Source organism: Herbaspirillum sp. WTB6, assembly GCF_057457785.1.
The window spans coordinates 1,568,776-1,592,742 of the sequence record NZ_CP176522.1 but is presented as its reverse complement, the minus strand read 5'-3'; the positions used below and the strand labels follow the sequence as shown (position 1 = coordinate 1,592,742).

The 23,967-nt window shown below is 62.5% G+C and carries 25 protein-coding genes; 21 read left to right on the top strand and 4 right to left on the bottom strand.

Translation table 11 applies throughout. The features are described from left to right. Window position 1: 1 nt before the first annotated feature. The 14 genes from hisD (at window position 2) to tatC (ending at window position 10,039) form a co-directional block, all read left to right on the top strand. Window positions 2-1,336: a histidinol dehydrogenase gene (gene hisD / locus ACK2VC_RS07365; RefSeq protein ID WP_486732951.1), complete on the top strand. Its 1,335-nt coding sequence runs from the start codon at window positions 2-4 to the stop codon at window positions 1,334-1,336. A 1-nt stretch (window position 1,337) separates the two neighbouring features. After that, complete coding sequence (locus tag ACK2VC_RS07360) at window positions 1,338-2,120, top strand: DNA-methyltransferase (protein WP_486732950.1); 783 nt, start codon at window positions 1,338-1,340, stop codon at window positions 2,118-2,120. A 147-nt stretch (window positions 2,121-2,267) separates the two neighbouring features. Then, window positions 2,268-3,374, top strand: coding sequence for a histidinol-phosphate transaminase (gene hisC / locus ACK2VC_RS07355; protein ID WP_486732949.1), 1,107 nt, complete (start codon window positions 2,268-2,270; stop codon window positions 3,372-3,374). Between the two features lie 18 nt (window positions 3,375-3,392). Beyond that, window positions 3,393-4,022, top strand: a complete 630-nt coding sequence (gene hisB, locus ACK2VC_RS07350; protein ID WP_486732948.1) for an imidazoleglycerol-phosphate dehydratase HisB — start codon at window positions 3,393-3,395, stop codon at window positions 4,020-4,022. Next, window positions 4,022-4,651: a MarC family protein gene (locus ACK2VC_RS07345; RefSeq protein WP_486732947.1), complete on the top strand. Its 630-nt coding sequence runs from the start codon at window positions 4,022-4,024 to the stop codon at window positions 4,649-4,651. The genes hisB and ACK2VC_RS07345 overlap by 1 nt, the downstream gene beginning before the upstream one ends. Window positions 4,652-4,744: 93 nt before the next feature. After that, entirely contained in the window at window positions 4,745-5,395 is a 651-nt protein-coding gene (gene hisH, locus ACK2VC_RS07340) for an imidazole glycerol phosphate synthase subunit HisH (protein ID WP_486732946.1), read from the top strand. Between the two features lie 73 nt (window positions 5,396-5,468). Further along, window positions 5,469-6,260, top strand: a complete 792-nt coding sequence (gene hisA / locus ACK2VC_RS07335; protein WP_486732945.1) for a 1-(5-phosphoribosyl)-5-[(5-phosphoribosylamino)methylideneamino]imidazole-4-carboxamide isomerase — start codon at window positions 5,469-5,471, stop codon at window positions 6,258-6,260. Then, complete coding sequence (hisF, locus tag ACK2VC_RS07330) at window positions 6,257-7,021, top strand: imidazole glycerol phosphate synthase subunit HisF (protein WP_486732944.1); 765 nt, start codon at window positions 6,257-6,259, stop codon at window positions 7,019-7,021. Before hisA ends, hisF begins: the two co-directional genes overlap by 4 nt. Further along, entirely contained in the window at window positions 7,018-7,440 is a 423-nt protein-coding gene (hisI, locus tag ACK2VC_RS07325; protein ID WP_486732943.1) for a phosphoribosyl-AMP cyclohydrolase, read from the top strand. Before hisF ends, hisI begins: the two co-directional genes overlap by 4 nt. After that, window positions 7,433-7,801, top strand: coding sequence for a phosphoribosyl-ATP diphosphatase (locus ACK2VC_RS07320; RefSeq protein WP_486732942.1), 369 nt, complete (start codon window positions 7,433-7,435; stop codon window positions 7,799-7,801). Before hisI ends, ACK2VC_RS07320 begins: the two co-directional genes overlap by 8 nt. Before the next feature lie 65 nt (window positions 7,802-7,866). Next, a complete protein-coding gene (locus ACK2VC_RS07315) occupies window positions 7,867-8,238 on the top strand; it encodes a histidine triad nucleotide-binding protein (protein WP_486732941.1) in 372 nt (123 codons plus the stop codon). Window positions 8,239-8,355: 117 nt separating this feature from the next. Then, entirely contained in the window at window positions 8,356-8,589 is a 234-nt protein-coding gene (tatA, locus tag ACK2VC_RS07310; protein ID WP_486732940.1) for a Sec-independent protein translocase subunit TatA, read from the top strand. Between the two features lie 85 nt (window positions 8,590-8,674). Beyond that, window positions 8,675-9,178, top strand: a complete 504-nt coding sequence (gene tatB / locus ACK2VC_RS07305; RefSeq protein ID WP_486732939.1) for a Sec-independent protein translocase protein TatB — start codon at window positions 8,675-8,677, stop codon at window positions 9,176-9,178. Window positions 9,179-9,280: 102 nt separating this feature from the next. Next, entirely contained in the window at window positions 9,281-10,039 is a 759-nt protein-coding gene (gene tatC, locus ACK2VC_RS07300) for a twin-arginine translocase subunit TatC (RefSeq protein WP_486732938.1), read from the top strand. A 15-nt stretch (window positions 10,040-10,054) separates the two neighbouring features. Here the strand turns inward: tatC and ACK2VC_RS07295 are convergent, their stop codons facing one another. Both ACK2VC_RS07295 and ACK2VC_RS07290 read right to left on the bottom strand, forming a co-directional pair. After that, window positions 10,055-10,726, bottom strand: a complete 672-nt coding sequence (locus ACK2VC_RS07295) for a DUF2461 domain-containing protein (protein WP_486732937.1) — start codon at window positions 10,724-10,726, stop codon at window positions 10,055-10,057. Between the two features lie 33 nt (window positions 10,727-10,759). After that, a complete protein-coding gene (locus tag ACK2VC_RS07290; protein ID WP_486732936.1) occupies window positions 10,760-11,929 on the bottom strand; it encodes a Do family serine endopeptidase in 1,170 nt (389 codons plus the stop codon). Between the two features lie 25 nt (window positions 11,930-11,954). On the opposite strand from ACK2VC_RS07290, the gene ACK2VC_RS07285 reads away from it, so the two are divergent. Further along, entirely contained in the window at window positions 11,955-12,731 is a 777-nt protein-coding gene (locus ACK2VC_RS07285) for a Nif3-like dinuclear metal center hexameric protein (RefSeq protein ID WP_486732935.1), read from the top strand. 87 nt (window positions 12,732-12,818) lie between these two features. On the opposite strand, the gene ACK2VC_RS07280 is transcribed toward ACK2VC_RS07285, so the two are convergent. Together ACK2VC_RS07280 and ACK2VC_RS07275 are read right to left on the bottom strand one after the other, a co-directional pair. After that, entirely contained in the window at window positions 12,819-14,669 is a 1,851-nt protein-coding gene (locus ACK2VC_RS07280; protein WP_486732933.1) for a hypothetical protein, read from the bottom strand. 448 nt (window positions 14,670-15,117) lie between these two features. Continuing rightward, complete coding sequence (locus ACK2VC_RS07275; RefSeq protein ID WP_486732932.1) at window positions 15,118-17,121, bottom strand: Ig-like domain-containing protein; 2,004 nt, start codon at window positions 17,119-17,121, stop codon at window positions 15,118-15,120. 269 nt (window positions 17,122-17,390) lie between these two features. Between ACK2VC_RS07275 and ACK2VC_RS07270 the strand changes: the two genes are divergently transcribed. The 6 genes from ACK2VC_RS07270 (at window position 17,391) to ACK2VC_RS07245 (ending at window position 23,888) form a co-directional block, all read left to right on the top strand. Continuing rightward, window positions 17,391-18,107, top strand: coding sequence for a response regulator (locus ACK2VC_RS07270; protein WP_486732931.1), 717 nt, complete (start codon window positions 17,391-17,393; stop codon window positions 18,105-18,107). Between the two features lie 257 nt (window positions 18,108-18,364). Next, window positions 18,365-20,251 (top strand): sensor histidine kinase, encoded by a 1,887-nt coding sequence (locus ACK2VC_RS07265; protein ID WP_486732930.1) that lies wholly within the window; start codon window positions 18,365-18,367, stop codon window positions 20,249-20,251. A gap of 105 nt (window positions 20,252-20,356) precedes the next feature. Further along, window positions 20,357-20,965, top strand: a complete 609-nt coding sequence (gene petA, locus ACK2VC_RS07260) for a ubiquinol-cytochrome c reductase iron-sulfur subunit (RefSeq protein WP_486732929.1) — start codon at window positions 20,357-20,359, stop codon at window positions 20,963-20,965. Continuing rightward, window positions 20,965-22,371 carry a cytochrome b gene (locus ACK2VC_RS07255; protein WP_486733190.1) on the top strand — a complete coding sequence of 469 codons (1,407 nt, stop codon included), beginning with the start codon at window positions 20,965-20,967 and terminating at the stop codon, window positions 22,369-22,371. The genes petA and ACK2VC_RS07255 overlap by 1 nt, the downstream gene beginning before the upstream one ends. A 22-nt stretch (window positions 22,372-22,393) precedes the next feature. Next, window positions 22,394-23,158: a cytochrome c1 gene (locus ACK2VC_RS07250; RefSeq protein WP_486732928.1), complete on the top strand. Its 765-nt coding sequence runs from the start codon at window positions 22,394-22,396 to the stop codon at window positions 23,156-23,158. A 121-nt stretch (window positions 23,159-23,279) separates the two neighbouring features. Beyond that, on the top strand, window positions 23,280-23,888 hold the full coding sequence (locus tag ACK2VC_RS07245; RefSeq protein ID WP_486732927.1) for a glutathione S-transferase N-terminal domain-containing protein: 609 nt from the start codon (window positions 23,280-23,282) through the stop codon (window positions 23,886-23,888). The last annotated feature ends 79 nt before the right edge of the window (window positions 23,889-23,967 follow it).

Genomic DNA, 23,967 nt, shown 5'->3' with positions numbered 1-23,967 from the left:
CATGACCGACACCGCCAAGATCGCGCTGCGCCGGCTGGATGCGGCGCACGCCGATTTCGACGCGCAACTGCGCGCGCTGCTGGCCTTCGAGGCGAGCGAGGATGCGGCGATCGACGCCGCCGCCGCGACCATCCTGGCCGAGGTCAAGGCGCGCGGCGACGCCGCCGTGCTGGAATACACGCAGCGCTTCGACCGCCTGACTGCCGCCAGCCTCGGCGCGCTGGAAATCGGCCGCGCCGAGATGCAGGGGGCGCTGGACGGCCTGGCACCGGCGCGGCGCGCGGCGCTGCAAACCGCGGCCGACCGCGTGCGCGCCTATCACGAACGGCAAAAGGCCGAGTGCGGCTCGGCCGGTTTTTTGTACACCGAAGCAGATGGCACCGTGCTCGGGCAAAAGGTGACGCCGCTGGACCGGGTCGGCATTTACGTGCCGGGCGGCAAGGCCGCCTATCCATCCTCGGTGCTGATGAATGCGATCCCGGCCAAGGTTGCCGGCGTGGCCGAAGTGATCATGGTGGTGCCGACCCCGGACGGCGTGAGGAACCCGCTGGTGCTAGCCGCCGCCGCGCTGGCCGGCGTCGACCGCGCCTACACCATCGGCGGCGCGCAGGCGGTCGGTGCGCTGGCCTATGGCACCGCCACCATCGCCCAGGTCGACAAGATCGTCGGCCCCGGCAATGCGTATGTCGCGGCGGCCAAGCGCCGCGTGTTCGGCACGGTCGGCATCGACATGATCGCCGGGCCGTCGGAAATCCTGATCATCTGCGACGGCACGACCGACCCCGACTGGATCGCGATGGACCTGTTTTCGCAAGCCGAGCATGACCAGCTGGCGCAATCGATCCTGCTCTGTCCGGATGCCGGCTATATCGCCCAGGTCGAAGCCAGCATCCGCAAGCTGATCGGCGGCATGCCGCGCCAGGACGTGATCTGCACCTCGCTGACCAATCGCGGCGCGCTGATCCAGGTGCGCGACATGGAGCAAGCCTGCGCGATCGCCAACCGGATCGCGCCCGAGCACCTGGAGATTTCCGCGCGCGAGCCGCGGCAGTGGGCCGAGCAGATTCGCCACGCCGGCGCGCTGTTCCTCGGCCGTTATTCGTCGGAAGCGCTGGGCGATTATTGCGCCGGTCCGAACCACGTGCTGCCGACTTCGCGCACCGCGCGCTTTTCGTCGCCGTTGGGCGTCTATGATTTCCAGAAGCGCAGCAGCGTGATCGAGGTCAGCGAAGCCGGCGCCCAGACGCTGGGCCGGGTCGCGGCCGAACTGGCTTATGGTGAAGGCTTGCAAGCGCATGCGCGTTCGGCCGAGCTGCGCCTGAAGGGCGACGGCTGACATGAGCGAGTGGCGCAACCGGGTCTTTTGCGAAGATGCGCTGGACGGTCTGGCGCGCATCCCAGATGGTGCGATCGACCTCTTGATCGCCGATCCGCCGTATGGCCTGGGCAAGGATTACGGCAACGATTCCGACAAGCTCGAAAGCGCGCGCTACCTGCAGTGGATGGAGCAGTGGATCGATTGCGCGCTGCCGAAGCTGAAGGCCAACGGCAGCCTGTACATCTTCCTGACCTGGCGCTACGCGCCGGAAGTGTTCGTATTGCTGAAGCAGCGGCTGACGATGATGAATGAAATCATCTGGGACCGGCGGGTGCCGTCGATGGGGGGCGGCACGCGGCGTTTTTCCTCGGTGCACGATACGATCGGTTTTTTCGTCAAGGCGCGCGACTACCATTTCGACCTCGACGCGATCCGCATTCCCTACGATGCCGAAACCAAGAAGGCCCGTTCGCGTTCGATCTTCGTCGGCGCCAAGTGGCTGGAACTGGGCTACAACCCGAAGGACGTGTGGAGCGTCTCGCGCCTGCACCGCGAACACCGCGAACGGGCCGACCATCCGACCCAGAAGCCGCTGGAAATCATCGAGCGCATGGTCCGTGCTTCCTGCCCGCCGGGTGGCGCGGTACTCGATCCGTTCATGGGCAGCGGCACCACGGCGGTGGCGGCGCAGAAAAATGGGCGCGACTTCGTCGGCTTCGAGCTGAATCCGGATTACTGCGCGCTGATCGAGCAAAGGCTGGCGGCGCAAGAGCAGCCGGACGCACAGCCGGCGCTATTCTGAAACAATGGCAAGGCCACTGCGCGCCGGCACCGGATGTGGAAACATACTCCCTTGTTTCGCGTGCTTTTCCGGTCGTGAAATGGCAGTTTGAGCGACATACCCGGATGCGCGTTGGGTGGCCAGCGCGTAATACAAACCAATGAACCCATGTCCCTGATTGAAACCATCATCCGTCCCGATATCCGCGCGCTGGCCGCCTACCACGTGCCGGATGCGGCCGGCTGCGTCAAGCTGGATGCGATGGAAAACCCCTACCCGCTGCCGGAGGCGCTGCGCGCCGAACTCGGCCGGCGCCTGGGCGAAGTCGCGCTGAACCGCTACCCGGTGCCGTCCTACACCGAACTGAAGGCGAAAATCCGCAGCCGGCTCGGGGTGCCGGCCGGCTTCGACGTGCCGGCCGGCTTCGACGTGCTGCTCGGCAACGGCTCGGACGAATTGATCACGCTGCTGTCGCTCGCCTGCGCGCGGCACGACCTGCCGCAGCGGCCCAAGGTGCTGGCGCCGGTACCGGGCTTCGTCATGTACCAGATGGCGGCGCAGTTTGCCGGGCTGGAGTTCGTCGGCGTGCCGCTCAAGGCCGATTTCACGCTGGACCGCGCCGCGCTGCTGGCGGCGATCGCCGCCCACCGGCCGGCGATTACCTGGCTGGCCTACCCGAACAATCCGACCGGCACCCTGTTCGCCGCCGACGACGTGCTGGCGATCCTGCGCGCGGTGGGCGAGAGTGGCATCGTGGTGGTGGACGAGGCTTATCAGCCATTTGCGCAGGCCAGTTTCATGCCGCGCCTGCCGGAATTCGACAACCTGGCGGTGCTGCGCACCGTCTCCAAGCTTGGCCTGGCCGGCATCCGGCTCGGTTACCTGGTAGCCGGCGGCGCGTTGCTGGCCGAGCTGGAAAAGCTGCGCCCGCCCTACAACATCAACGTGCTGACCCAGGCCGCGGCTGAATTCGTGCTGGAGCACGTCGCCGTGCTGGACGACCAGGCGGCCATGTTGCGCGCTGAACGCGCGCGGCTGGCGGCGGCGCTGGGGGCGCTGCCGGGAGTTCAAGTGTTCCCGTCGGCGGCGAATTTCCTGCTGCTGCGCGTGTCGCAAGCGGACGCCGTGTTCGCGCGTTTGCTGGCACACAAGGTACTCGTCAAAAATGTCGGTAAAATGCATCCGTTGCTGGAAAACTGCTTGCGCGTGACCGTCGGCACGGCGCAGGAAAACGCGCTGATGCTGGATGCCCTCACCGCTTCTCTTCCATCCTGAACCCTGTATCGGTCCACTATGTCCAACACACCCGCAGCCGTGACTTCCGCCCCATTCGCACCGCGCCGCGCCGAAGTCGCGCGCAACACCAACGAAACCCAGATCCGCGTCGCCATCAACCTGGACGGCAGCGGCCAGCAAAAGCTGAACACCGGCGTGCCGTTTCTCGATCATATGCTGGACCAGATCGTACGCCACGGCCTGATCGATCTCGACATCGAAGCCAAGGGCGACTTGCACATCGATGCCCACCACACGGTGGAAGACGTCGGCATCACGCTCGGCCAGGCGTTCGCTCGCGCGGTCGGCGACAAGAAGGGTATCCGCCGCTACGGCCATGCCTATGTGCCGCTGGACGAAGCGTTGTCGCGCGTGGTGGTCGATTTCTCCGGCCGCCCCGGGCTCGAATTCCACGTGCCGTTCACGCGCGCGATGATCGGCGCCTTCGACGTCGACCTGACGCGCGAATTTTTCCAGGGCTTCGTCAACCATGCGCTGGTGACCCTGCATATCGACAACCTGCGCGGCAGCAACGCGCACCACCAGTGCGAAACCGTGTTCAAGGCCTTCGGCCGCGCGCTGCGCATGGCGCTCGAGCACGATTCGCGCATGGCCGGCACGATTCCCTCGACCAAGGGTAGCCTATAGTGGACAGCGCCAAGCTGTTCATCGCGCTCCTGGCCCTGGTCAATCCACTGGGCGCGGTGCCGATCTTCATTTCGCTGACGCAGCAATACACGCGCGCCGAACGGAAGAAAACCATCATCACCGCCGCCACCAGCGTGGCGGTGGTGATCGTGGTGTCGGGCGTGCTGGGCGAACAGATCATCGATTTCTTCGGCATCTCGATCGGCTCCCTACAGGTCGGCGGCGGCCTGATCATCCTCTTGACCGCGTTGAACATGCTGAACGCGAAAAGCGGCGGTGCGCGCAGCACACCGGAAGAAGAGACGGAAGCTGAAACCAAGCCGAACATCGGCGTGGTGCCGCTGGCGATCCCGTTTCTTACCGGGCCGGGCGCGATCAGCACCGTGATCGTTTACGCGCACAATATGAAGGGCTGGTTGCAATATCTCGGCCTGCTGCTGGCGGCGCTGGCGATGGCGGCGCTGGTGGTGCTGGCTTTGGCGATGGCGGGGCGCATCGCGCGCTTGCTGGGCCAGACCGGGATCAACGTCGCCACCCGGCTGATGGGCCTGATTCTGTCGGCGCTAGCGGTCGAGATCATTGCCAACGGCTTGATCCGGCTCTTGCCGGCGCTCGCGGGAAGTGCCTGAAAAATACAGATACTCCAGATGTATCGGGCTTGTGTCGGATAAAAACAGGTTTAAATTTTAATATACTCCTCTAGAAATACGGTTGACACCAGAATGAAGATGATCGCGATAGTGGATTACGGCATGGGCAACCTGCGCTCGGTGGCGCAAGCCTTGCGCCACGTGGCGCCGGAGGCGGACGTGCGGATTTCCAGCGATGCCGCCGAGATCCGCGCCGCCGAACGCATCGTGCTGCCGGGCCAGGGCGCGATGCCGGATTGCATGAAGAGCCTGGCCGCATCCGGGCTGCAGGACGCGCTGCTGGAAGCGGCGCGCGAGAAGCCGCTGTTCGGCGTCTGCGTTGGCGAGCAGATGCTGTTCGACTGGAGCGAGGAGGGCGAGCCGGGCGCCGGCACCGCGGGTCTTGGCTTGCTGCCCGGAAAAGTGATGCGCTTCCGGCTCGACGGCCGCCTGCAGCCGGACGGCTCGCGCTACAAGGTGCCGCAGATGGGCTGGAACCGGGTGCGGCAGACAATGTCCCATCCGCTGTGGAGCGGCATTGCCGACGACAGCTATTTTTATTTCGTGCATAGTTACTACGCGGTACCGGATAATCCGGCCCATGTGGCGGGCCGCACCGAGTACGGCGACTGGTTCAGTTGTGCGGTGGCGCGTGATAATATTTTTGCGACCCAGTTCCATCCCGAAAAGAGCGCCGCCGCCGGCCTGCAGTTGTACAAGAATTTTGTCGCCTGGAAACCATAAACCGAAACCCGACGGCGCCTTGCCGCTTTCCGTTCACGCTGACACCCCAATTTCTCGAGTCATTCCAATTGCCATGCTGCTGATACCTGCCATCGACCTCAAAGACGGTCATTGCGTGCGCCTGAAACAGGGCGACATGAACCAAGCCACCGTGTTTTCCGAAGACCCGGCCGAGATGGCGCGCCACTGGCTGGCGCAGGGAGCGCGCCGGCTGCACCTAGTCGACCTGAATGGCGCTTTCGCCGGCAAGCCGAAGAACGAAGCGGCGGTCAAGGGAATCCTGCGCGCGGTGCGCGAGTTCGCGGCCGAGCACGAGGTCGACGAAATCCCGGTGCAACTGGGCGGCGGCATTCGCGATCTCGACACCATCGAACACTATCTGGACGGCGGCCTGTCCTACATCATCATCGGCACTGCGGCGGTCAAGAACCCCGGTTTCCTGCACGACGCCTGCAGCGCCTTCCCGGGCCAGATCATCGTCGGCCTCGATGCGAAGGACGGCAAGGTGGCGACCGACGGCTGGAGCAAGCTGTCCGGCCATGAAGTGATCGACCTGGCGAAAAAATTCGAGGATTACGGCTGCGAAGCGATCGTCTATACCGACATCGGCCGCGACGGCATGATGGGCGGCGTCAATATCGATGCCACCGTGCGGCTGGCGCGCAGCATGACGATTCCGGTCATCGCCTCGGGCGGCGTGCACACCGTCAAGGATGTCGAGGCGCTGTGCGCGGTGCAGGACGAAGGAATCGAAGGCGTGATCTGCGGCCGCGCGATCTATGAAGGCACGCTCGATCTGCGCTCGGCGCAGGAACGAGCCGACTTCTTGTGCCCGCCGGAATCGATTGAGGCCGATCCGACATGACGCTTGCCAAACGCATCATCCCCTGCCTCGACGTCACCGCCGGGCGCGTCGTCAAGGGTGTCAATTTCGTCGAACTGCGCGACGCCGGCGACCCGGTCGAGATCGCGCGCCGCTACGACGAACAGGGCGCCGACGAGCTGACCTTTCTCGACATCACAGCATCTTCGGACGGGCGCGACCTGATCCTGCCAATCATCGAAGCGGTCGCCTCGCAGGTATTCATCCCGTTGACGGTCGGCGGCGGCGTGCGCGTGCTGGAAGACGTGCGGCGCCTGTTGAACGCCGGCGCCGACAAGGTCAGCATCAACACCACTGCCGTGACCAATCCGCAACTGGTGTTCGAAGCGGCGCAAAAGCATGGCTCGCAGTGCATCGTGGTCGCGATCGACGCCAAGCAAACCGCCCCCGGCACATGGGAAGTATTCACCCATGGCGGCCGCAACCGCACCGGCCTCGATGTCGTCGACTGGGCGCGCAAGATGGCCGATCTGGGCGCCGGCGAAATCCTGCTGACCAGCATGGACCGCGACGGCACCAAGAGCGGCTTCGACCTGGAACTGACGCGCGCGGTGTCGGACGCGGTGTCGATTCCGGTGATCGCCTCCGGCGGCGTCGGCGGCCTGCAGGACCTGGCCGACGGCATCAAGCTCGGGCGCGCCGATGCCGTGCTGGCCGCCAGCATCTTCCACTACGGCCAGCACACGGTGCAGGAAGCCAAGCGTTTCATGGCCGAGCAACAGATTCCGGTGAGGCTGACATGACCCTGAGCGGCAAATGGCTGAGCAAGGTGAAGTGGGACGAGCACGGCCTGGTGCCGGTGATCGCGCAGGAAGCCGTTTCCGGTGACGTGCTGATGTTCGCCTGGATGAACCGCGAGGCGCTGGCGCAGACCGTGACCTCCGGCGAAGCCGTGTATTGGAGCCGCTCGCGCAAGAAGCTGTGGCACAAGGGCGAGGAATCCGGCCATGTGCAGAAGGTGCTGGAAATCCGCCTCGATTGCGATGAAGACGTGGTGCTGCTGAAAGTCGAGCAGAGCGGCGGCATCGCTTGCCACACCGGCCGTCACGCCTGCTTTTTCCAGAAACTGGAAGGCGAGGGCGGCGAGCGCGAATGGCATACCGTGGAGCCGGTGCTGAAAGAACCGGCCCGAATTTACAAGGCAAACGAAAATCATGAGTGACACCCTGCAGCGGCTGGCCGCAGTGATCGAATCGCGCAAGCCGGCCAACGGCGGCGACCCGGAGAAATCCTATGTGGCTCGGCTGTTTGCCAAGGGCGATGACGCGATCCTGAAAAAAATCGGCGAGGAAGCCACCGAAACCGTGATGGCGGCAAAAGATGCCCGCGCCGGCGGCGACTCCTCGAAAGTGCTGTATGAATGCGCCGACCTGTGGTTTCATTCGCTGATCATGCTGGCGCAGTTCGAGTTGACGCCGCAGCAGGTGCTGGATGAGCTGGCGCGGCGCGAAGGGATCTCCGGCATCGAGGAAAAGGCCAATCGCAAACTACTGCAGCGCGAACATGCGGAGGGCAAGGACTAGCTTGCAACACCACACCGACATGCGGGATGGCGCCGGGATTTCAATCAGGGACAGGCGAGGAAAACTTGGATAACTGCATTTTTTGCAAGATCGGGAAGAAACAGATCCCATCGGAAATCATTTACGAGAACGACGAACTGATGGCGTTTCACGACATCAATCCGGCGGCGCCGATTCATTTCCTGATCATCCCGAAACAGCATATCGCGATGCTGCCGGATTGCGGCGAACAGCACGCCGGCCTGCTCGGCCGCATGACTCTGCTCGGCCGGCAACTGGCCGATGAACAGGGCTGCGGGGTCAAGGTGGACGCCGACGGCAACCACAGCGGCGGCTACAAGACGCTGTTCAACGTCGGCCCCGACGGCGGACAGGAGGTGTACCATCTGCATCTGCACATCATCGGCGGCCCGCGACCGTGGCGCGGGCAACGCTAGCGACGACGATGAGCGGCGCCGTCAATCGCGCGACCTGAAAGCGCCTTAAAATAGCAATTTCCCCGTCGTTGTCGACGGCCATATTCATCCGGGACCGGGTCCCGCAAGGAGAGAAACATGGGCTCAATTAGTATCTGGCACTGGCTGATCGTGCTGGTGATCGTGATGTTGGTATTCGGCACCAAGAAGCTGGGCAACATGGGCAGCGATCTGGGCAAGGCGGTCAAGGGCTTCAAGGATGGCGTGAAGGGCGCCGAAGAAGAAACCCAGGCGCAAAAGAACGCTCCGCCGTCGCAGGTCGCCGACCAGACCACGATCGACGTGCAAGCCAAGGAAAAAGAAAAGGCATAAAGCCTGCGGCCCGTCTTGAAGGAAACCCGGCGCCGGCTGTTGCCGGGCGGCGCCGGACGCGGGTCACGGCTATTGCATAATCGCCATGATTGATATCGGCCTTACAAAAATCGCGCTGGTCGGACTGGTTGCCCTGGTGGTGATCGGCCCGGAAAAATTGCCGACCGTGGCGCGCATGGCGGGCTCGTTGTTTGGCCGCGCGCAGCGCTACATCAACGAAGTCAAGTCGGAAGTCAGCCGCGAAATCGAGCTGGAAGAACTGCGCAAGATGCAAAAGGACGTGCAGGAGGCGGCCAGCGATGTCGAGCAGAGCATCGCCAAGGGCATGTCCGATACCGAAAGCTCGTTGAATGCGGCCTGGAGCGAGGCCTCGGACCGGAGCGATGATGACACCCCGGTTGCGCCATTCAAGCTGGATGCGCCGATGCTCAAGGCCAGGAATTTCCGCAAAAAGAAGCTGGCCCACAGCTCGGCGATTCCCTCCTGGTACAAGCGCCAGACTGGCCACAAGGCACGCGTGATTTCCGGCGCCGCGCGGGTGGCGCGCTATCGACCGGCCAGCGGCAAATCCTCTGGCAGCTTCTATTGATGCAACCGCCATCCGTGGTTGGCGGCAGGCCTGCCTACCGTGCGCATTCGTCCGCCAGCATCCGACATCCCTCCACCGAACCTCCTTTTTTTGTCGTGCCTGATGACTGAAGAACAGAAAACCACCGGCGCGGAAGATACGTTCATCTCGCATCTGGTCGAGTTGCGCAATCGCATCATGAAAGCCTCGGCGGCGATCATCGTGATTTTCCTATGCCTGATGCCGTGGGCGGCCGACATCTATGACTTGCTGGCGCATCCGATGATGGCGGCCTTGCCGGCCGGCAGCAAGATGATCGCCACTGGCGTCATCACGCCGTTCCTGATCCCGGTCAAGGTGACCTTGCTGGTGGCCTTCATCGTGGCGCTGCCGTGGGTGCTGTACCAGATGTGGGCATTCGTCGCGCCCGGCCTCTACGCGCACGAAAAGCGCCTGGTGGCGCCGCTGGTGATCTCATCCTCGCTGCTGTTCGTCGGCGGCGTCGCCTTCTGCTATTTCCTGGTGTTCGGCGTGGTGTTCAAGTTCATCAACAACTTTGCCCCGCATTCGATTTCGGTGGCGCCCGACATCGACAGTTACTTTGGTTTCGTGATGACGATGTTCATTGCCTTTGGCATCACCTTCGAAGTGCCGGTAGTGGTGGTGGTGCTGGTGCGCATGGGGCTTGTCACGGTCGAGAAGCTGAAGCAGATCCGCCCCTACGTGATCGTCGGCGCCTTCGTCGTCGCCGCAGTCGTGACGCCGCCCGATATCATGAGCCAGATGCTGCTGGCGGTGCCCTTGTGCCTGCTGTATGAAATCGGCTTGCTGCTGGCGCCACTGTTCGTCAAGGTGACGCAGGCCCCGGAAGAAACCGTTTAGGGTGACATTGCGGCACTACTGCGCCGCGCGTAGCCAGGCAACCAGTGGCCAGACCTGACGGAACCCGGTCAGGATTTCCGGCTCCAGCTTCTCCGGCGCCGTCTGCAGCAAGGGCAGTTCGCGCGCCACGGTAAAGCTCTTCAGCCGCAGATAATCGGCGTGCGGCGCGTCCGCCGCAAACCCCTTCGGCAGGCGCGCCAGCTGGTCGTGCCGACGCAGATCGCCGTACGCGCCGCGCAGCGTGCGACTCTTCAGCATCCGTTCAAACCCCGCCGCATCCTCGATCAGGTGCCGCCGAATCGCACGCAGCCGATCAGGCGGCGGGCGGAATTCGCCGCCGGCTATCGTCAGCATGCCTTCGGCATTGATCTGGAAGTAATACATCGGACCGCCGGCCTGGCTCGGTCGCCGCAAGCCGCTGGCGGTAATGGCGGCTGAAAACGAGGTTTTGTAAGGCTGCTTGTCGTGCGCGAAACGCAAGTCGCGATGGAAGCGGAATATGGCCTTTTTCGGATTGCAGCCGGCCACCGCCGGGTCGAACCTGGCGGCGCCGGCAATCACGCGGGTTACCGACTGCAGGAATTCGGCGCGCAAAATATCGTAGCGCGGCTGGTTCATCACGAACCAGGCGCGGTTATTGTTTTCCTTCAATTCCGACAGAAAGCCGGTCAGGTCGCGGATATGCATCGATTTTGATTTTGCTGGATGGACAGCGCCAGGTTATCTGTCTTGGCGCACCGGACTCGGCCGTTTGCCGACCACCACGCTCAAGGTCGCTTCGCGCCCCTTGCGCAGCACTTTCATTTCGGCGCGCTCACCCGGCGGCAGTTGCGCGATCAGGTTCAACATGGCCGTGGTGTCGTTGACTGGCGCGCCATTGATTGCGACCAGGATGTCCCCCGGCTTCATGCCGGCCTTGTCGGCCGGGCCGTTTTTCAGGATGCCGGCAATGATGGTGCCGGTCTTGGTGGTCAGGCCGAAGCTTTCCGCCAACTCCGGCGTGATGTCTTGCGGTTCAACCCCGATCCAGCCGCGCACCACCTGACCGGTCTTGATGATCGAATCCATCACCGACTTGACGGTCGATACCGGAATTGCGAAGCCGATGCCGAGCGAGCCGCCACTGCGCGAATAAATCGCGGTATTGATGCCGAGCAGATTGCCATCGATGTCGGTCAGCGCACCACCCGAGTTGCCGGGATTGATGGCGGCATCGGTCTGGATGAAATTCTCGAAGGTGTTGATGCCGAGATGGCTGCGCCCCAGCGCCGAGATGATGCCCATCGTCACCGTCTGGCCGACGCCGAACGGATTGCCAATCGCCAGCACGACGTCGCCGACCCGGGCTTGCTCGATATGCCCGAGCGTGATCGCCGGCAGGTTGGGTAGGTCGATCTTGACCACCGCCAAATCGGTTTCGGGATCGGCGCCGACCACTCTGGCGGATGCCTTGCGACCATCGGCCAGCGCCACCTCGATTTCGTCGGCGGCTTCGACCACGTGGTTGTTGGTCAGGATGTAGCCTTGCGAACTGACGATCACGCCCGAGCCGAGGCTGGACTGTTTTTCTTCCTGCTCGCCAAAACGATCGCCAAAAAACTTGCGGAAGAAAGGGTCATCCAGAAACGGGTTTTGCGGTTGCCGCGCTTCCTTGGTGGTGAAAATATTCACCACCGACGGCATTGCCCGCTTGGCGGCATCGCGGTAGGACCCTGGCCCAGGCGGCGCCATCGGGGCTTCCTGCAGCGGGATTGTTGCCGGTGCCACCGCCGTGCCCGGCATGCGGCCCGGCAAGCCAAGCCGCCAGTCGGGTTTCAAGGTCGCTACAATGAACCAGAGCGCCAGCACGATGGTGATGGTTTGGGCAAACAGCAGCCAGAGACGTCGCATAGAGATCAGGGGAAACGGAGTGGAAATGAATCTGAAAACAGTCAAAAGGGAAGAGATTACGCAATATCTGGCGCAAGCCTTAGATATTACACAACTTCCGGATTATTGCCCCAACGGTTTGCAGGTGGAAGGCCGCGCGACGATCGGCATGCTGGTGACCGGCGTGACTGCCAGCCAGGCGTTGATCGAGGCCGCCATCGCCTGCAAAGCGGATGCGGTGCTGGTACATCACGGCTATTTCTGGCGTGGCGAAGATGCGCGCGTGATCGGCCAGAAGCATAAGCGGCTGAAACTGTTGCTGGAGCATGACATCAATCTGCTGGCCTATCACCTGCCGCTCGACTTGCATCCGCAGTGGGGCAATAACGCGCAATTGGGAGAGCGGCTCGGCCTGAAACCGCAGGCGCGCTTTGGCGACGATAATCTGGGCTGGCTGGGCGTGGCGGAGCACGCGGACGGGCCGGCCTTGCGCAGCGTCGGCGACTTGGCGCAACGGGTCGAGCAGCGCCTGGGACGGACCCCCTTGCTGATCGGCGATCCGGCGCAGCCGCTGGGTCCGATCGGCTGGTGCACTGGCGCCGCCCAGAATTTGCTGGGCGCGGCAATCGAGGCCGGAGCCAGCGTCTTTCTGAGTGGGGAAATCTCGGAGCCGACCGTGCATCTGGCGCGCGAATCGGGCGTTGCCTACCTGGCTTGCGGCCACCATGCGACCGAGCGTTACGGCGTGCAGGCGCTGGGCGAACATCTGGCGCAGCGCTTCGGCTTGCAGCATTGCTTCATCGATATCGACAATCCGGTTTGAAGGTGTCAGTCAGTAGGCAGTCGGCCGTGTGACCGAAAAAAACCCGCCGGGTGGCGGGGTCGGGGACGTTGCTGGCGTTGCTGCGCTTCAGAAAACGTAGGCGGCGTAGGCGCTGAAGAAATTACGCCGGTAGGCATCGGGCGATTCGACCGACAGCGCGCGCGAGACGATACTGTCGCCATCATTCGGGGCACTGAAGGAAAACGAGGTACGAAGGCTGCCGTCGACGGCCGGCAAGACGGTGTTTTCCTCATCGCGCAGCGAACCGGAAGGACTCAGGAACTGCCGCATTCGCACCCAGGCTGATTTCGACGGTGTGACGTTGCTGGCGGTTACCGTCAGCGCACCGCTGGTATAACTGGAAAAATCGGCGAGGCTGGGTGAGGTGATGGTCGGAAACGCCGCGCTGGCGGCCAACTCCGCGGCGGTCAGCGGACGGCGTTCGACCACGATGAAATAGGTGCCGTTGGCATTGCCGGTACCGGATGGGAAGTTGATCTTTTGATCGTCGCTGCCGTAGGCGGTCAGCGTATAGTATGCATTGTCGGGAATGGCCGCGATCGCGGTGTCTGGAAGTTCCTGGGCGACCGGGTCGGTGCCACAGTATGACGCCATGATGTAGTTGGTGTGGCCGGTATCGCCGATGTTCCAGCGCCCACCCAGTTCGGGTGCATCGTAGCGCACGCCGCCGTTGGGCAAGCCGGGGCCGGTGGCCAGGATATAGGCGATGCTGCCGCCGTCGTTGTCGGGGTTGAGGTTTTCGATATTGAAGTTCAGCCCGGTGCTGCGGCATTCATAGTCTCCGTAGCTGATCTTGGTCATGCTGGCGAAACCTTCAATCGATAGTACCCGCTGGTTGCCGTGCAGCCTCCAGACGCCATCGTCGCCGCGACGCACGCGCCAGTTCGGCAGGCGGCCGAGTTCGATACCCTCCTTGGTCTGGATCGTGAAGGAGATGCGTGCGGTCGGGGCTGGAGCCCCCAGATTGTTGACCGCGCTGTAGTCGATGCCGTGGATCGTGATGTCGGTAAACGCACCGCCGACCAGCAGCGAGAAGCTGCTCATGTCGGCAACGAAGGCATCGCGGCCGACATCATCGTTCAGGAAGCCGGAAGTCAGCAGCGGCTTCAGGTCTGCCGGGTTCGGCAGGCTGGTGGCGAATTTGGTGGAAAAGTCGGTTACTGCTTTTTTCACCAGCTCCATGTCGGTCGCGCCGGTCTTGATGTTCTCGTCGCTGAGCGGCGCCTCTGCGGCCGGTCCGGTAGCCAGCGCGTAGCTGATACGGCTGGTGTTGACCAGGGTGGAAATGGTGGCCGTGTTGGCCTTCTCGTCGATTGACACACGAATCGCATCCAGCGCCTTGTCCAGCGCATCCTTATACGGCGTGAATGGCGTGCGCAACAGGTCGACCGCGGCTTCCACGCCCAGGGCCTGCAGCACAGCTGCCAGCTTGTCGGTCAACGTCTTCACCTGGGCGTCGATGGCTGCCTTGTCCGCGCTCGCACTGTTGTCCTTGAATTGTTCGAAATAGCTGCTTGCGGTCTGGCGTGCGACGTTGGCGACCACCAGATCGGTCAGTTGCGTGATGTTGATATTGCCATTGGTATCGGCCGCGGTGGCGATCGAATGGACGATGTATTTTTCGCCGTTGGCTTCACCCTGGGCGCGGAATACGAATGGAGGTGTCATCCCGGTCACGTCGACGGTGTAGGCGCCATTGGCGCCAATCGGCGTCGGGCCGCGCGTGACGCCGAGGGCGTCCTTAATGGTGACCGTGCCGACCAATGGCGCGCCGACCGCAGCCGTGCCGGAAATGCTCGGCGATTTGGGGTCGGGGTCCGGGCTGCCGGAGCTTGAGCCGCCACCGCAAGCCGCGGCCAGGAGTAGCAGCATCGAGCCGGCAAAGGCCGCGCCGAGCCGTTTGAAAGTAAGGTTCATTGGTATAGCCTCCGTTGGCAAAAATGTGTGGCGTTACGATTCATTGATGTTGTCAATCGAACTGAGGGGCCGCAGCGCCGGAGGTGATGCTCCGTACCGAACGGGGCAGCCAATGGCTCATGTGATTGGCGCAAACGATGATGGTGAGGAAAGGGGCTAATGCCGGTTTTATGCTCCGCGCGATGGATTGATTGCGAGGTGGCAAGAGGTGCCAATTCTGGCGGCCCTTGCGTCAATGCGCCTCCCACCAATATGGGAGGCGGCTGGAGCCGGGATATGCTGTCCGGTGGCAGGGAAGGCGGCGAGCTTTCGCGTGTGTCGATAGCTCGGTATGAAGTGTGGTTTCGGGTGTTGGAACAAAAAGACACACCCTTGAAACCGGGTGTGTCTGGACGGACTTGGGTTTTACGGCCGCGGCCGGGCTTTCGCCCCGCCGCGGCAGCGGTCGTCAATAGATCAGGCCGTAGAACGGATAGAAGCGGGCGAACTCGCGGCCGGCCGGGTCGCGTACCCACAGGTGCAGGCCGGTGGCTTCCAGGCCGGTGGCGAAATTGCCGTTGCCGTCGCAATGCGTGTCCTGCTGCGAAGCCGGGGTGCAGCCGATGATGCCGCTACGGGCGCTTGACGTCACCGTGGCCGCGTCATCGAAGTTGACTGCTTTGTTGGCGACCAAACGCCCCCACAGCTTAATCTGGGTCGGCGCCAGCGCGCCGTCCGGCACTACCCATGCAATGTCTGCCTTGGTACCGGCATCCAGTGGCAGGCCGGTATTGGTCAGGCCCGATCGCACCTCCTCCAGGATGGTGTTGGTCAGGCTGGCCAGCCCCTGGGTGCGCAACTCAGCAATGGTCAGCGGCCGCGCGCGCGTCTTGTGGTATTGCGTCGCCACCAGCGTGAGGTTGTCGGGGTCGGCGCCGGCGTAGTACTCGAATTTCCAGGTGCTTTGCGCTGGATAGGCGGCGATCTCGGCATCGCTGGCCATGTCGGCGGCAAAGAACTGGCTGGTGTCGACGCTGGACGGCTCGCCACTGGTGGCGGGATTGGCATACACGCTACGCAGGCGGATGAAGCTGGCGCCGGACGCGCCACTTTGGTCGTGCTTCAGGAAAGTCAGGATATTGGAGCCGGGGCTGGCGATCAGGATCAGCGTCTTGTTCTTCGGGCTGGTGACGACCACTTTCTTCAGGTCGCCAACCCTCGGAATGTTAAACGCATAGCCGGTGCTGTCGTAGCTATGGGCCGGATGCTTCAAAAATTCGCGCACCTGCTGATAGGCGACGACGCTGCCGTCGTAATCATTCTGGTTGCCGATCAGGGCGAGCCTGGTCGGCTTGGCCGGATCGTCGGCGCGCACGGCGAAGGTGTCGTACTGGACGTTGCCATCCTTGTCGGTGCTGCGGTAGCCGATCACCAGATCCTTCTTGTCATTGTCGCGGGTGAATTCATAGCTGCCGCGATCAAACACCATACCGGTGGCGCCTTCCCTGAAGATCCCGTTGAAGGAAGTTTGCGGGCCGACCCCAACTAGCTTGCCGCCGCTCTTGTAAGTGGCCGGATCGTTGTTGTGGAAAATCGTCTTGCAGGCATCCGCCTTGATGTCGGCGGCGGTGGCGGTGGCTGGATTCGGAGTCGTGACGCGCTCGGCTGCCGGCAGCGCGAAGCAGGCGGTCATGCGCCGCAGCAAGTCGTCAATCAGCGGCGCGGTGCCGCTCGGGACCAGCTTGGCGGTGTCGACTGGCGGTAGGGCTGCCGGCGGCGCGCTGTCGCTGGTGAAATTGACCGCTGGCGGCAGCTCGCCATTCGGGGTCTGCTGCTTGACCGCGACCGAAATGTTGGAGGTGGTCGCGCTGGAGGGGGTGATCGTGATCAGCAGCGAGTCCAGTGCGCGGTCGCTGCCGGTGCCGTCGGCGGCGAATTTTCCGGTCAGCGGATTGGCGCTGGCGCCGACCGCGTCCAGCAACGGCTTCAGCAGGGTGACGATTTCCTCGACCTTGGCGTTGACATTGACCGGATCGAGCAAGGCCGGGTTGGCCTGTAATTCCGCGGCCAGCTTGGCCGGGTCGCCCGAGGTCGACAGGCGTGCTGCGATCAAATTGGTGATCGGCGTGATGTTGATGGTCGAGCTGCTGTTGTCGGCGGCGACACTGACCAGCGTCAGGTCGTCGCGCGCCGCCTTCAGCACGAACGGCGGGGTGGCGCCGGCTTTCAGCGTGATGGAGTAGCTGCCGTCCGCGCTCGAGGTGCCGCTGCCGACTTCGGTATTGGTCTTGTCGAAAATACGGATGTCGGCGCCGGCGAATGGTGCGCCGGTCGCGGCCGTGCCGCTGAGCGTGATGGTGGTTGGGGCGGGAGGCGTATCGCCTCCGCTCGTGGTCGATGAGCCGCCGCAGGCGGTTAACATCGTCGCCAGGATCAGGCTGGCCATGGCGCTGTACTTGAATTGGCGCTTCATTTGCGACTCCTCTCATTGGTGCAACTAAATGGATTCGAAACACGGTTAGGAATGCCGCATTGCTGTCGGGCAGAGCGCCGGTTTCGAATACGATTGCGGCTGGCGAGGCAGGGATGGTAGACGCAGCTACAAGGATGCCCGCCCTAACCGCCGGAACGTGCTGCAGTTTGGCGTGCTTGCCGGCAACCCGCCTCTCATGAATATGAGAGGCGCCGGTTCCTGTGGCGGGCAGAATCGGCTGCTTTACCATCCCGTGCTACCGTATCGCCATGCCGCCATCCCCTACCGCGCCGCCTTCGCCCGCCGCGGTCGTCATCGTTGAGGACGACCCACGCACCCGCGCCCATCTGTGCGCCGCGCTCGACGGCCAGGCGGAATTCAGAGTGGCCGCCTGCTTCGGGCGGGCTCAGCCGGCGATCACCTGGCTGGGTGCCAACCAGGTCGACATCTTGCTGACTGACCTGGGTTTGCCGGACGGCTCCGGAATCGAGGTAATCCATGCCTGTGCCGCCCACCATCCGCGCTGCGACATCATGGTCATCACCATGTTCGGCGATGAAAAAAACGTCTTGTCGTCGATCGAGGCCGGCGCTTCCGGCTATCTGCTGAAAGACGCCGACCGGCTGGATGTAGTGCGTGCCATCACCGAGTTGCGGGCTGGCGGCTCGCCAATGAGCCCGCTGATTGCGCGCAAGGTGCTGTTGCGGGCGCGCGTCAAGGCGCCGGCGGCCGAGGCGGGCGCGCCGTCCGACCCGGCCAGCCTGATGGGGCTGACCAGGCGCGAGGCGGAAACGCTGGATCTGATCGCGCGCGGCTATACCTACGGCGAAGTGGCGCAGCTACTGTCGGTCACCGTGGGCACCGTACAGACGCATATCAAGAGCATCTACGGCAAGCTGGCGGTGCATTCGCGCAGCGAAGCCGTGTTCGAGGCGCACAAGCTGGGCCTGTTGCGGGATGGGTTGTTCGGTCAACAGAAACCCTGATGCCGCTCGACGTTTGCCGTCCGGAAATGATAATCTGGTCACTGTAGGGTAGATGGTTGCTGAAACGGCATGCCTCCCGGCAGATACTCCTGGTTGATACGTCGCATGTCGCTCAAAAATAAAGCAAAATTTCAATATACCCAACATTTTTATGGCTGACACCGTTTGATGTTGAACGGTCTGGGCGACAGCGCGGTAATAAACCGGGTTCGCCTCCATGTCAGGGCGGCGGATGAAAAATAAGATGGATGCTTGACGTGCTGAGGCGATTCTTCCAATTCCTTTCGCTCTGCCTGGCGGGCTGTTCGCTGGTGGCCTGGGGTGCCTCCAGCGAGCCGTTGACCCGTATGTTGGATCGGGCATCGGTTGTGGTCGATTTGGCCGGGCCGGCGCCTGCCGGCCCGGCGACCGAGGTGACCTTGCCTTATAACTGGGATACCGAGGTGGGGGCCATCGATGGTCAGGCCCGGTTCACCCTGCATTTCGATTCCGCCGATATCGCGGCGGCCCAGTCCTTGTACATACTGCGCGTCGGAAATACTTTTTCCATGCGCTTGAACGGCGTCGAGATCGCTCGGGTAGGCGCGAAAGGGGCGCATGAAGACTATTCCAAGGAGCCGCGGCTGTATCCGATTCCGGCGGGTCTGCTGCAGCCGCGCAACACACTGGAAATCACCGTTGATGCGCAAGGCGGCCGGCACGGCGGCCTGACGCCGGTGATGGTGGGCGACGCCGAGGTCTTGCAAGCCAGATATCAGCGCGATTACCGTTGGCGCATCACCGGGGCGCTGGTGATTGCGGTGGTCAGTGCGGTGTTCGGCGCGCTGGCGTTGATTTTGTGGCTGCGCCAGCGTAATCCGCTGTACGTGCTGTACGGATCGGGCGAATTGTTGTGGGCATTGCAGGTCAGCGATACCTGGCTGACGCGTTCGCCGCTGCCTTGGCCCTGGTGGGGCGTGGTGATTTTTTCGGGTTATGCGCTGGCTCCGGTATTGATCTGCAAGTTTGCGCTGGAAGTGATGGGCCTGCATCGGGGTTGGCTCAAGCGCCTCAGTGACTGGCAATTGCTGCTTTCGGTGCCGCTGGTCTGCCTGTTCGTGCTGGGCGGCATGCCGTGGTTGTGGACCGTCGTCCAGGGTTTGATCGTACTGTTGTCGGTGGCGGTCGCGCTGGCGGTGGTAGTCAACGGGATTCGCAGCGATGCGCTGGAGCGGCGGGTGTTGGCGATTGCCGTGATCCTGACCGTGGCGGCGGCGGTGCGCGATTTCATCGTGATCAAAGTTCTCGGCGCCAGCTATGGCTACGTGTCGTGGGCGCGCTATGCCTGGGTGGTCTTCGCCGTCACCCTGGCCTGGATCATTGCCGAGCACATGCGCAAGGATCGGCGCGCGCTGGCGCAGATGAACCAGACGCTGGCGCAGCAACTGGCGGCGCGCGAAGCCGAGCTGCAGATCGTATTCGAGCGCGAGCGCCACAACGAGAAAAAACGCGGAATGCTGGAAGAGCGCACGCGCCTGATGCGCGATATGCATGACGGGCTGGGTAGTCAGTTGGTGAGTGCGTTGCAACTGGCGAAAAATCCCGCATCTTCGCGCACCGCGGTCACGCTGGAGTTGCAGGACGCGCTGGACCACTTGAAGCTGACGGTCGATGCGATGCAGGAAACCGATGGCGATATGGCTTCGCTGCTCGGTGCGTTGCGCTATCGTCTGGCGCCGCGGCTGGAGGCGGCCGGGATCGCGTTGACCTGGGATGTTGGCCATCTGCCGCTGATTCCCGACTGGACCATCCAGCGCTCGCGCGATTTGCAAATGATCCTGTTCGAGGCGTTTTCCAATCTGATTGCGCATTCCGGCGCCACTCGCGCCCATCTGGCGGCGATCTGCGCAGGGGGCGAAGTCGCCGGCAAAGAAGTGCAAGTGACGCTAAGCGACAATGGAAACGGTTTGGATCTGGATGATTTGCCCGGCCAGCACGGGCAAGGTTTGGCGAACATGCGGGCACGCGCAGCCAATATGGGAGCCACGCTGCATTTGCACTCATCCCCTGCGGGCTGCCAGTTGCAGGTAGTCCTGCCGTTGCATCCCGGAGCTGGCGGCGACCGCCAACCGGAGCAAGAACTCGCGCAAATCAATGCCAAATAGTCTATCCGTATTAAAAACGCGCTTTAAAACGATGTTCGGCTCCGTTATAATTAAAGGTTGTGGTGGTTTCGTACAGATTTCGCACTTTGACTGATTGGGGTTGGTATGAGTAACGAAAAGCAGGTCGATCCAGCTCGCCGCGGCTTGCTGGTTGCAACATGCGCGGTGGGCGGGGTGGCCGGATTGGCAACGGCCGGGGCTTTTGTATCCAGCTTTCAGCCATCCGAGCGGGCCAAGGCCGCCGGCGCTCCGGTTGAAGTCGATGTCGCCGGCATGGTCGATGGCGAGATGAAAACCGTCGAATGGCGTGGCAAGCCGGTCTGGGTCTTGAAGCGCTCACCCGAGATGCTGGCTACGCTGAAGAAGACCGATGGCGAAGTTGCCGATCCCAATTCCGACCGTACCCAGTTCGCCGCGACGCCGGAGTACGCCCACAACGAATATCGCTCGATCAAGCCGGAACTGCTGGTGGTGGTCGGGATTTGCAGCCATCTGGGTTGCTCGCCGACCGCCAAATTCCAGCCGGGTGCGCAACCTTCGCTGCCGGACGACTGGCAAGGCGGGTTTTTCTGTCCGTGCCACGGCTCGACTTTCGACCTGGCCGGTCGCGTGTTCAAAAACAAGCCGGCGCCGGACAACCTCGAAGTGCCGCGCTACATGTTCGAAGGCGATACCAAGCTGGTGATCGGCAAAGACGAAAAAGGTGAGGCGTAATCATGGCATTCCACGAAAAGCAATTGCCGGCTGACGCGCCGCTGGCCGACAAGGCGCTGAACTGGGTGGATGCCCGCTTCCCGCTGACCTCGCTCTGGAAGGCGCACCTCTCCGAATATTACGCCCCCAAGAATTTCAATTTCTGGTACGCCTTCGGCTCGCTCGCCCTGCTGGTGCTGGTGATCCAGATCGTCACCGGCATCTTCCTCGTCATGCATTACAAGCCGGATGCCAACCTCGCGTTTGCCTCGGTCGAATACATCATGCGCGACGTCTCCTGGGGCTGGCTGATCCGCTACATGCACTCGACCGGCGCCTCGGCCTTCTTCATCGTCGTCTATCTGCACATGGTGCGCGGCCTGTTGTACGGCTCCTATCGCAAGCCGCGCGAACTGGTCTGGCTGTTCGGCGTCGGCATCTTCCTGTGCCTGATGGGCGAAGCCTTCTTCGGCTACCTGCTGCCGTGGGGGCAGATGTCGTACTGGGGTGCGCAGGTGATCGTCAACCTGTTCGGCGCGATCCCGTTCATCGGCCCCGATCTGTCGCTGTGGATTCGCGGCGACTACGTGGTGTCCGATGCTACGCTGAACCGTTTCTTCTCGTTCCACGTGATTGCGATTCCGCTGGTGCTGATCGGCTTGGTGGTGGCGCACATCATCGCGCTGCATGAAGTCGGTTCCAACAATCCGGACGGTATCGAGATCAAGGAAAAAACCGACGCCAACGGCATTCCGCTGGATGGCGTGCCATTCCACCCGTACTACTCGGTGCATGACGTGATGGCGGTCGCCGTGTTCCTGATCGTGTTTTCGGCGGTGGTGTTCTTCGCCCCGGAAATGGGCGGCTACTTCCTCGAATACAACAACTTCCTGCCGGCCGATCCGCTGGTCACGCCGCCGCATATCGCGCCGGTGTGGTACTTCACGCCGTACTACTCGGTATTGCGGGCGATTACCTCCGACTTCGTGTACTGGCTGATCGGCGGCGTCGTTGCCTATGTGGCGCTGATTTTCATTGGCTCGAAATTGCGCAGCACGCTGAAGCTCGCCGCTGCCGTCATCGGTTTGGCGCTGATCGTCGGCATGCTGGTGTTCGATGCGAAATTCTGGGGCGTGGTGCTGATGGGCGTTTCGGTGCTGATCCTGGCTGGCTTGCCGTGGCTGGATCACTCGCCGGTGAAATCGATTCGCTATCGCCCCGACTGGCACAAGTATGTCTACATCGCGTTTGCCATTGCCTTCCTGGTGCTCGGCTATCTTGGAACCCAGCCGGTTTCGGCTGGCCGCACGATAGTGACGCAGGTGTGCACTTTTGTGTACCTTGGCTTCTTCCTGCTGATGCCGTGGTGGAGCCGGATGGGTACCTTCAAGCCGGTGCCGGACCGTGTCACCTATCACCCGCACTAAGCCGCTAAGGGACGAGAGAATCATGAAATCGCTGAAAAAACTGTTGGTCGCCCTGGCTTTGTTGCCGGTAGTGGCGCTGGCCGCCGAAGCCGGCTTTCCGCTGGACCGTGCGCCGAACCACACCCGTGACATCGCAGCGCTGCAGCATGGGGCCAAGCTGTTCGTCAACAACTGCCTGAACTGTCACTCGGCGGCGTCGATGCGCTACAACCGCATGCGCGACATCGGTCTCTCCGAAGAGCAGATCAAAAACAATTTGCTGTTTACCTCGGACAAGGTCGGCGCGCTGATGACCGTGGCCATGACGCCGGCGGACGCCAAGAAATGGTTTGGCACCGCGCCGCCGGATCTGTCGGTGATTGCCCGCGCCAAGGCCTCGCCGGCGGGCTCCGGTCCCGACTACCTGTACACCTATTTGCGCACGTTCTACAAGGACGATACGCGCCCGACCGGCTGGAACAATATGGTCTTCCCGACGGTCGCCATGCCGCATGCGTTGTGGGAATTGCAAGGTGTGCGCACGGCCAAGTTCGTGGAACAAAAGGACCCGCACGACGAAGGCAAGATGGTGCAGACCTTTGCCGGCTTCGAGCAGGTCAAGCCTGGCTCGATGACCGCCATCGAGTATGACGCGGCGGTGGCCGACCTGGTTTCCTACATGACATGGATGGCCGAGCCGGCGCAGGAAACCCGCCAGCGCCTGGGCGTCTGGGTGCTGCTGTTCCTCGGACTTTTCCTGTTCCTGGCATGGCGCCTGAACGCCTCCTACTGGAAAGAAGTCAAATAGTGCGGGGCGACGCCGCTTTGGCAACGCGTTGATCCGCTTCGATTCGTCCGTAATCAACGGACGTGTGTTTCAGGGTGAGCCGCCAAAGCGCTCACCCTTTTGTTTCTAAGGAACTATAAAAATGATGGTTCTCTATTCGGGCACGACCTGCCCCTTTTCCCAACGCTGCCGCCTGGTCCTGTTTGAAAAGGGCATGGATTTCGAAGTGCGCGACGTTGACCTGTTCAACAAGCCGGAAGACATTTCGGTCATGAATCCATACGGCCAGGTGCCGATCCTGGTCGAACGCGATCTGATCCTGTACGAATCGAACATCATCAACGAATACATCGACGAACGTTTCCCGCATCCGCAACTGATGCCGGCCGACCCGCTGATGCGCGCACGCGCACGCCTGATGCTGTTCAATTTCGAGAAGGAATTGTTTGTCCACGTGCATACGCTGGAAAACGACAAGAGCCGCAACGAAAAAGCACAGGAAAAGGCGCGCGCCGAAATCCGCGACCGGCTGACCACACTGGCGCCGTTGTTCCTGAAAAACAAGTACATGCTGGGCGACGAGTTCTCGATGCTGGACGTGGCAATCGCGCCCTTGTTGTGGCGCCTCGATCACTACGGCATCGACCTGTCGAAGACCGCGGCTCCGCTGATGAAATACGCCGAGCGGATCTTCTCGCGGCCAGCTTATATCGAAGCGTTGACGCCGTCGGAAAAGGTGATGCGCCGCTAAGCTTTACCGCGGTACGTCATAACCTGGCGCGGCGCTCCCGCAGCGCCAGGTGCGCCGGAAAATCGGTTCCCCGCACTTT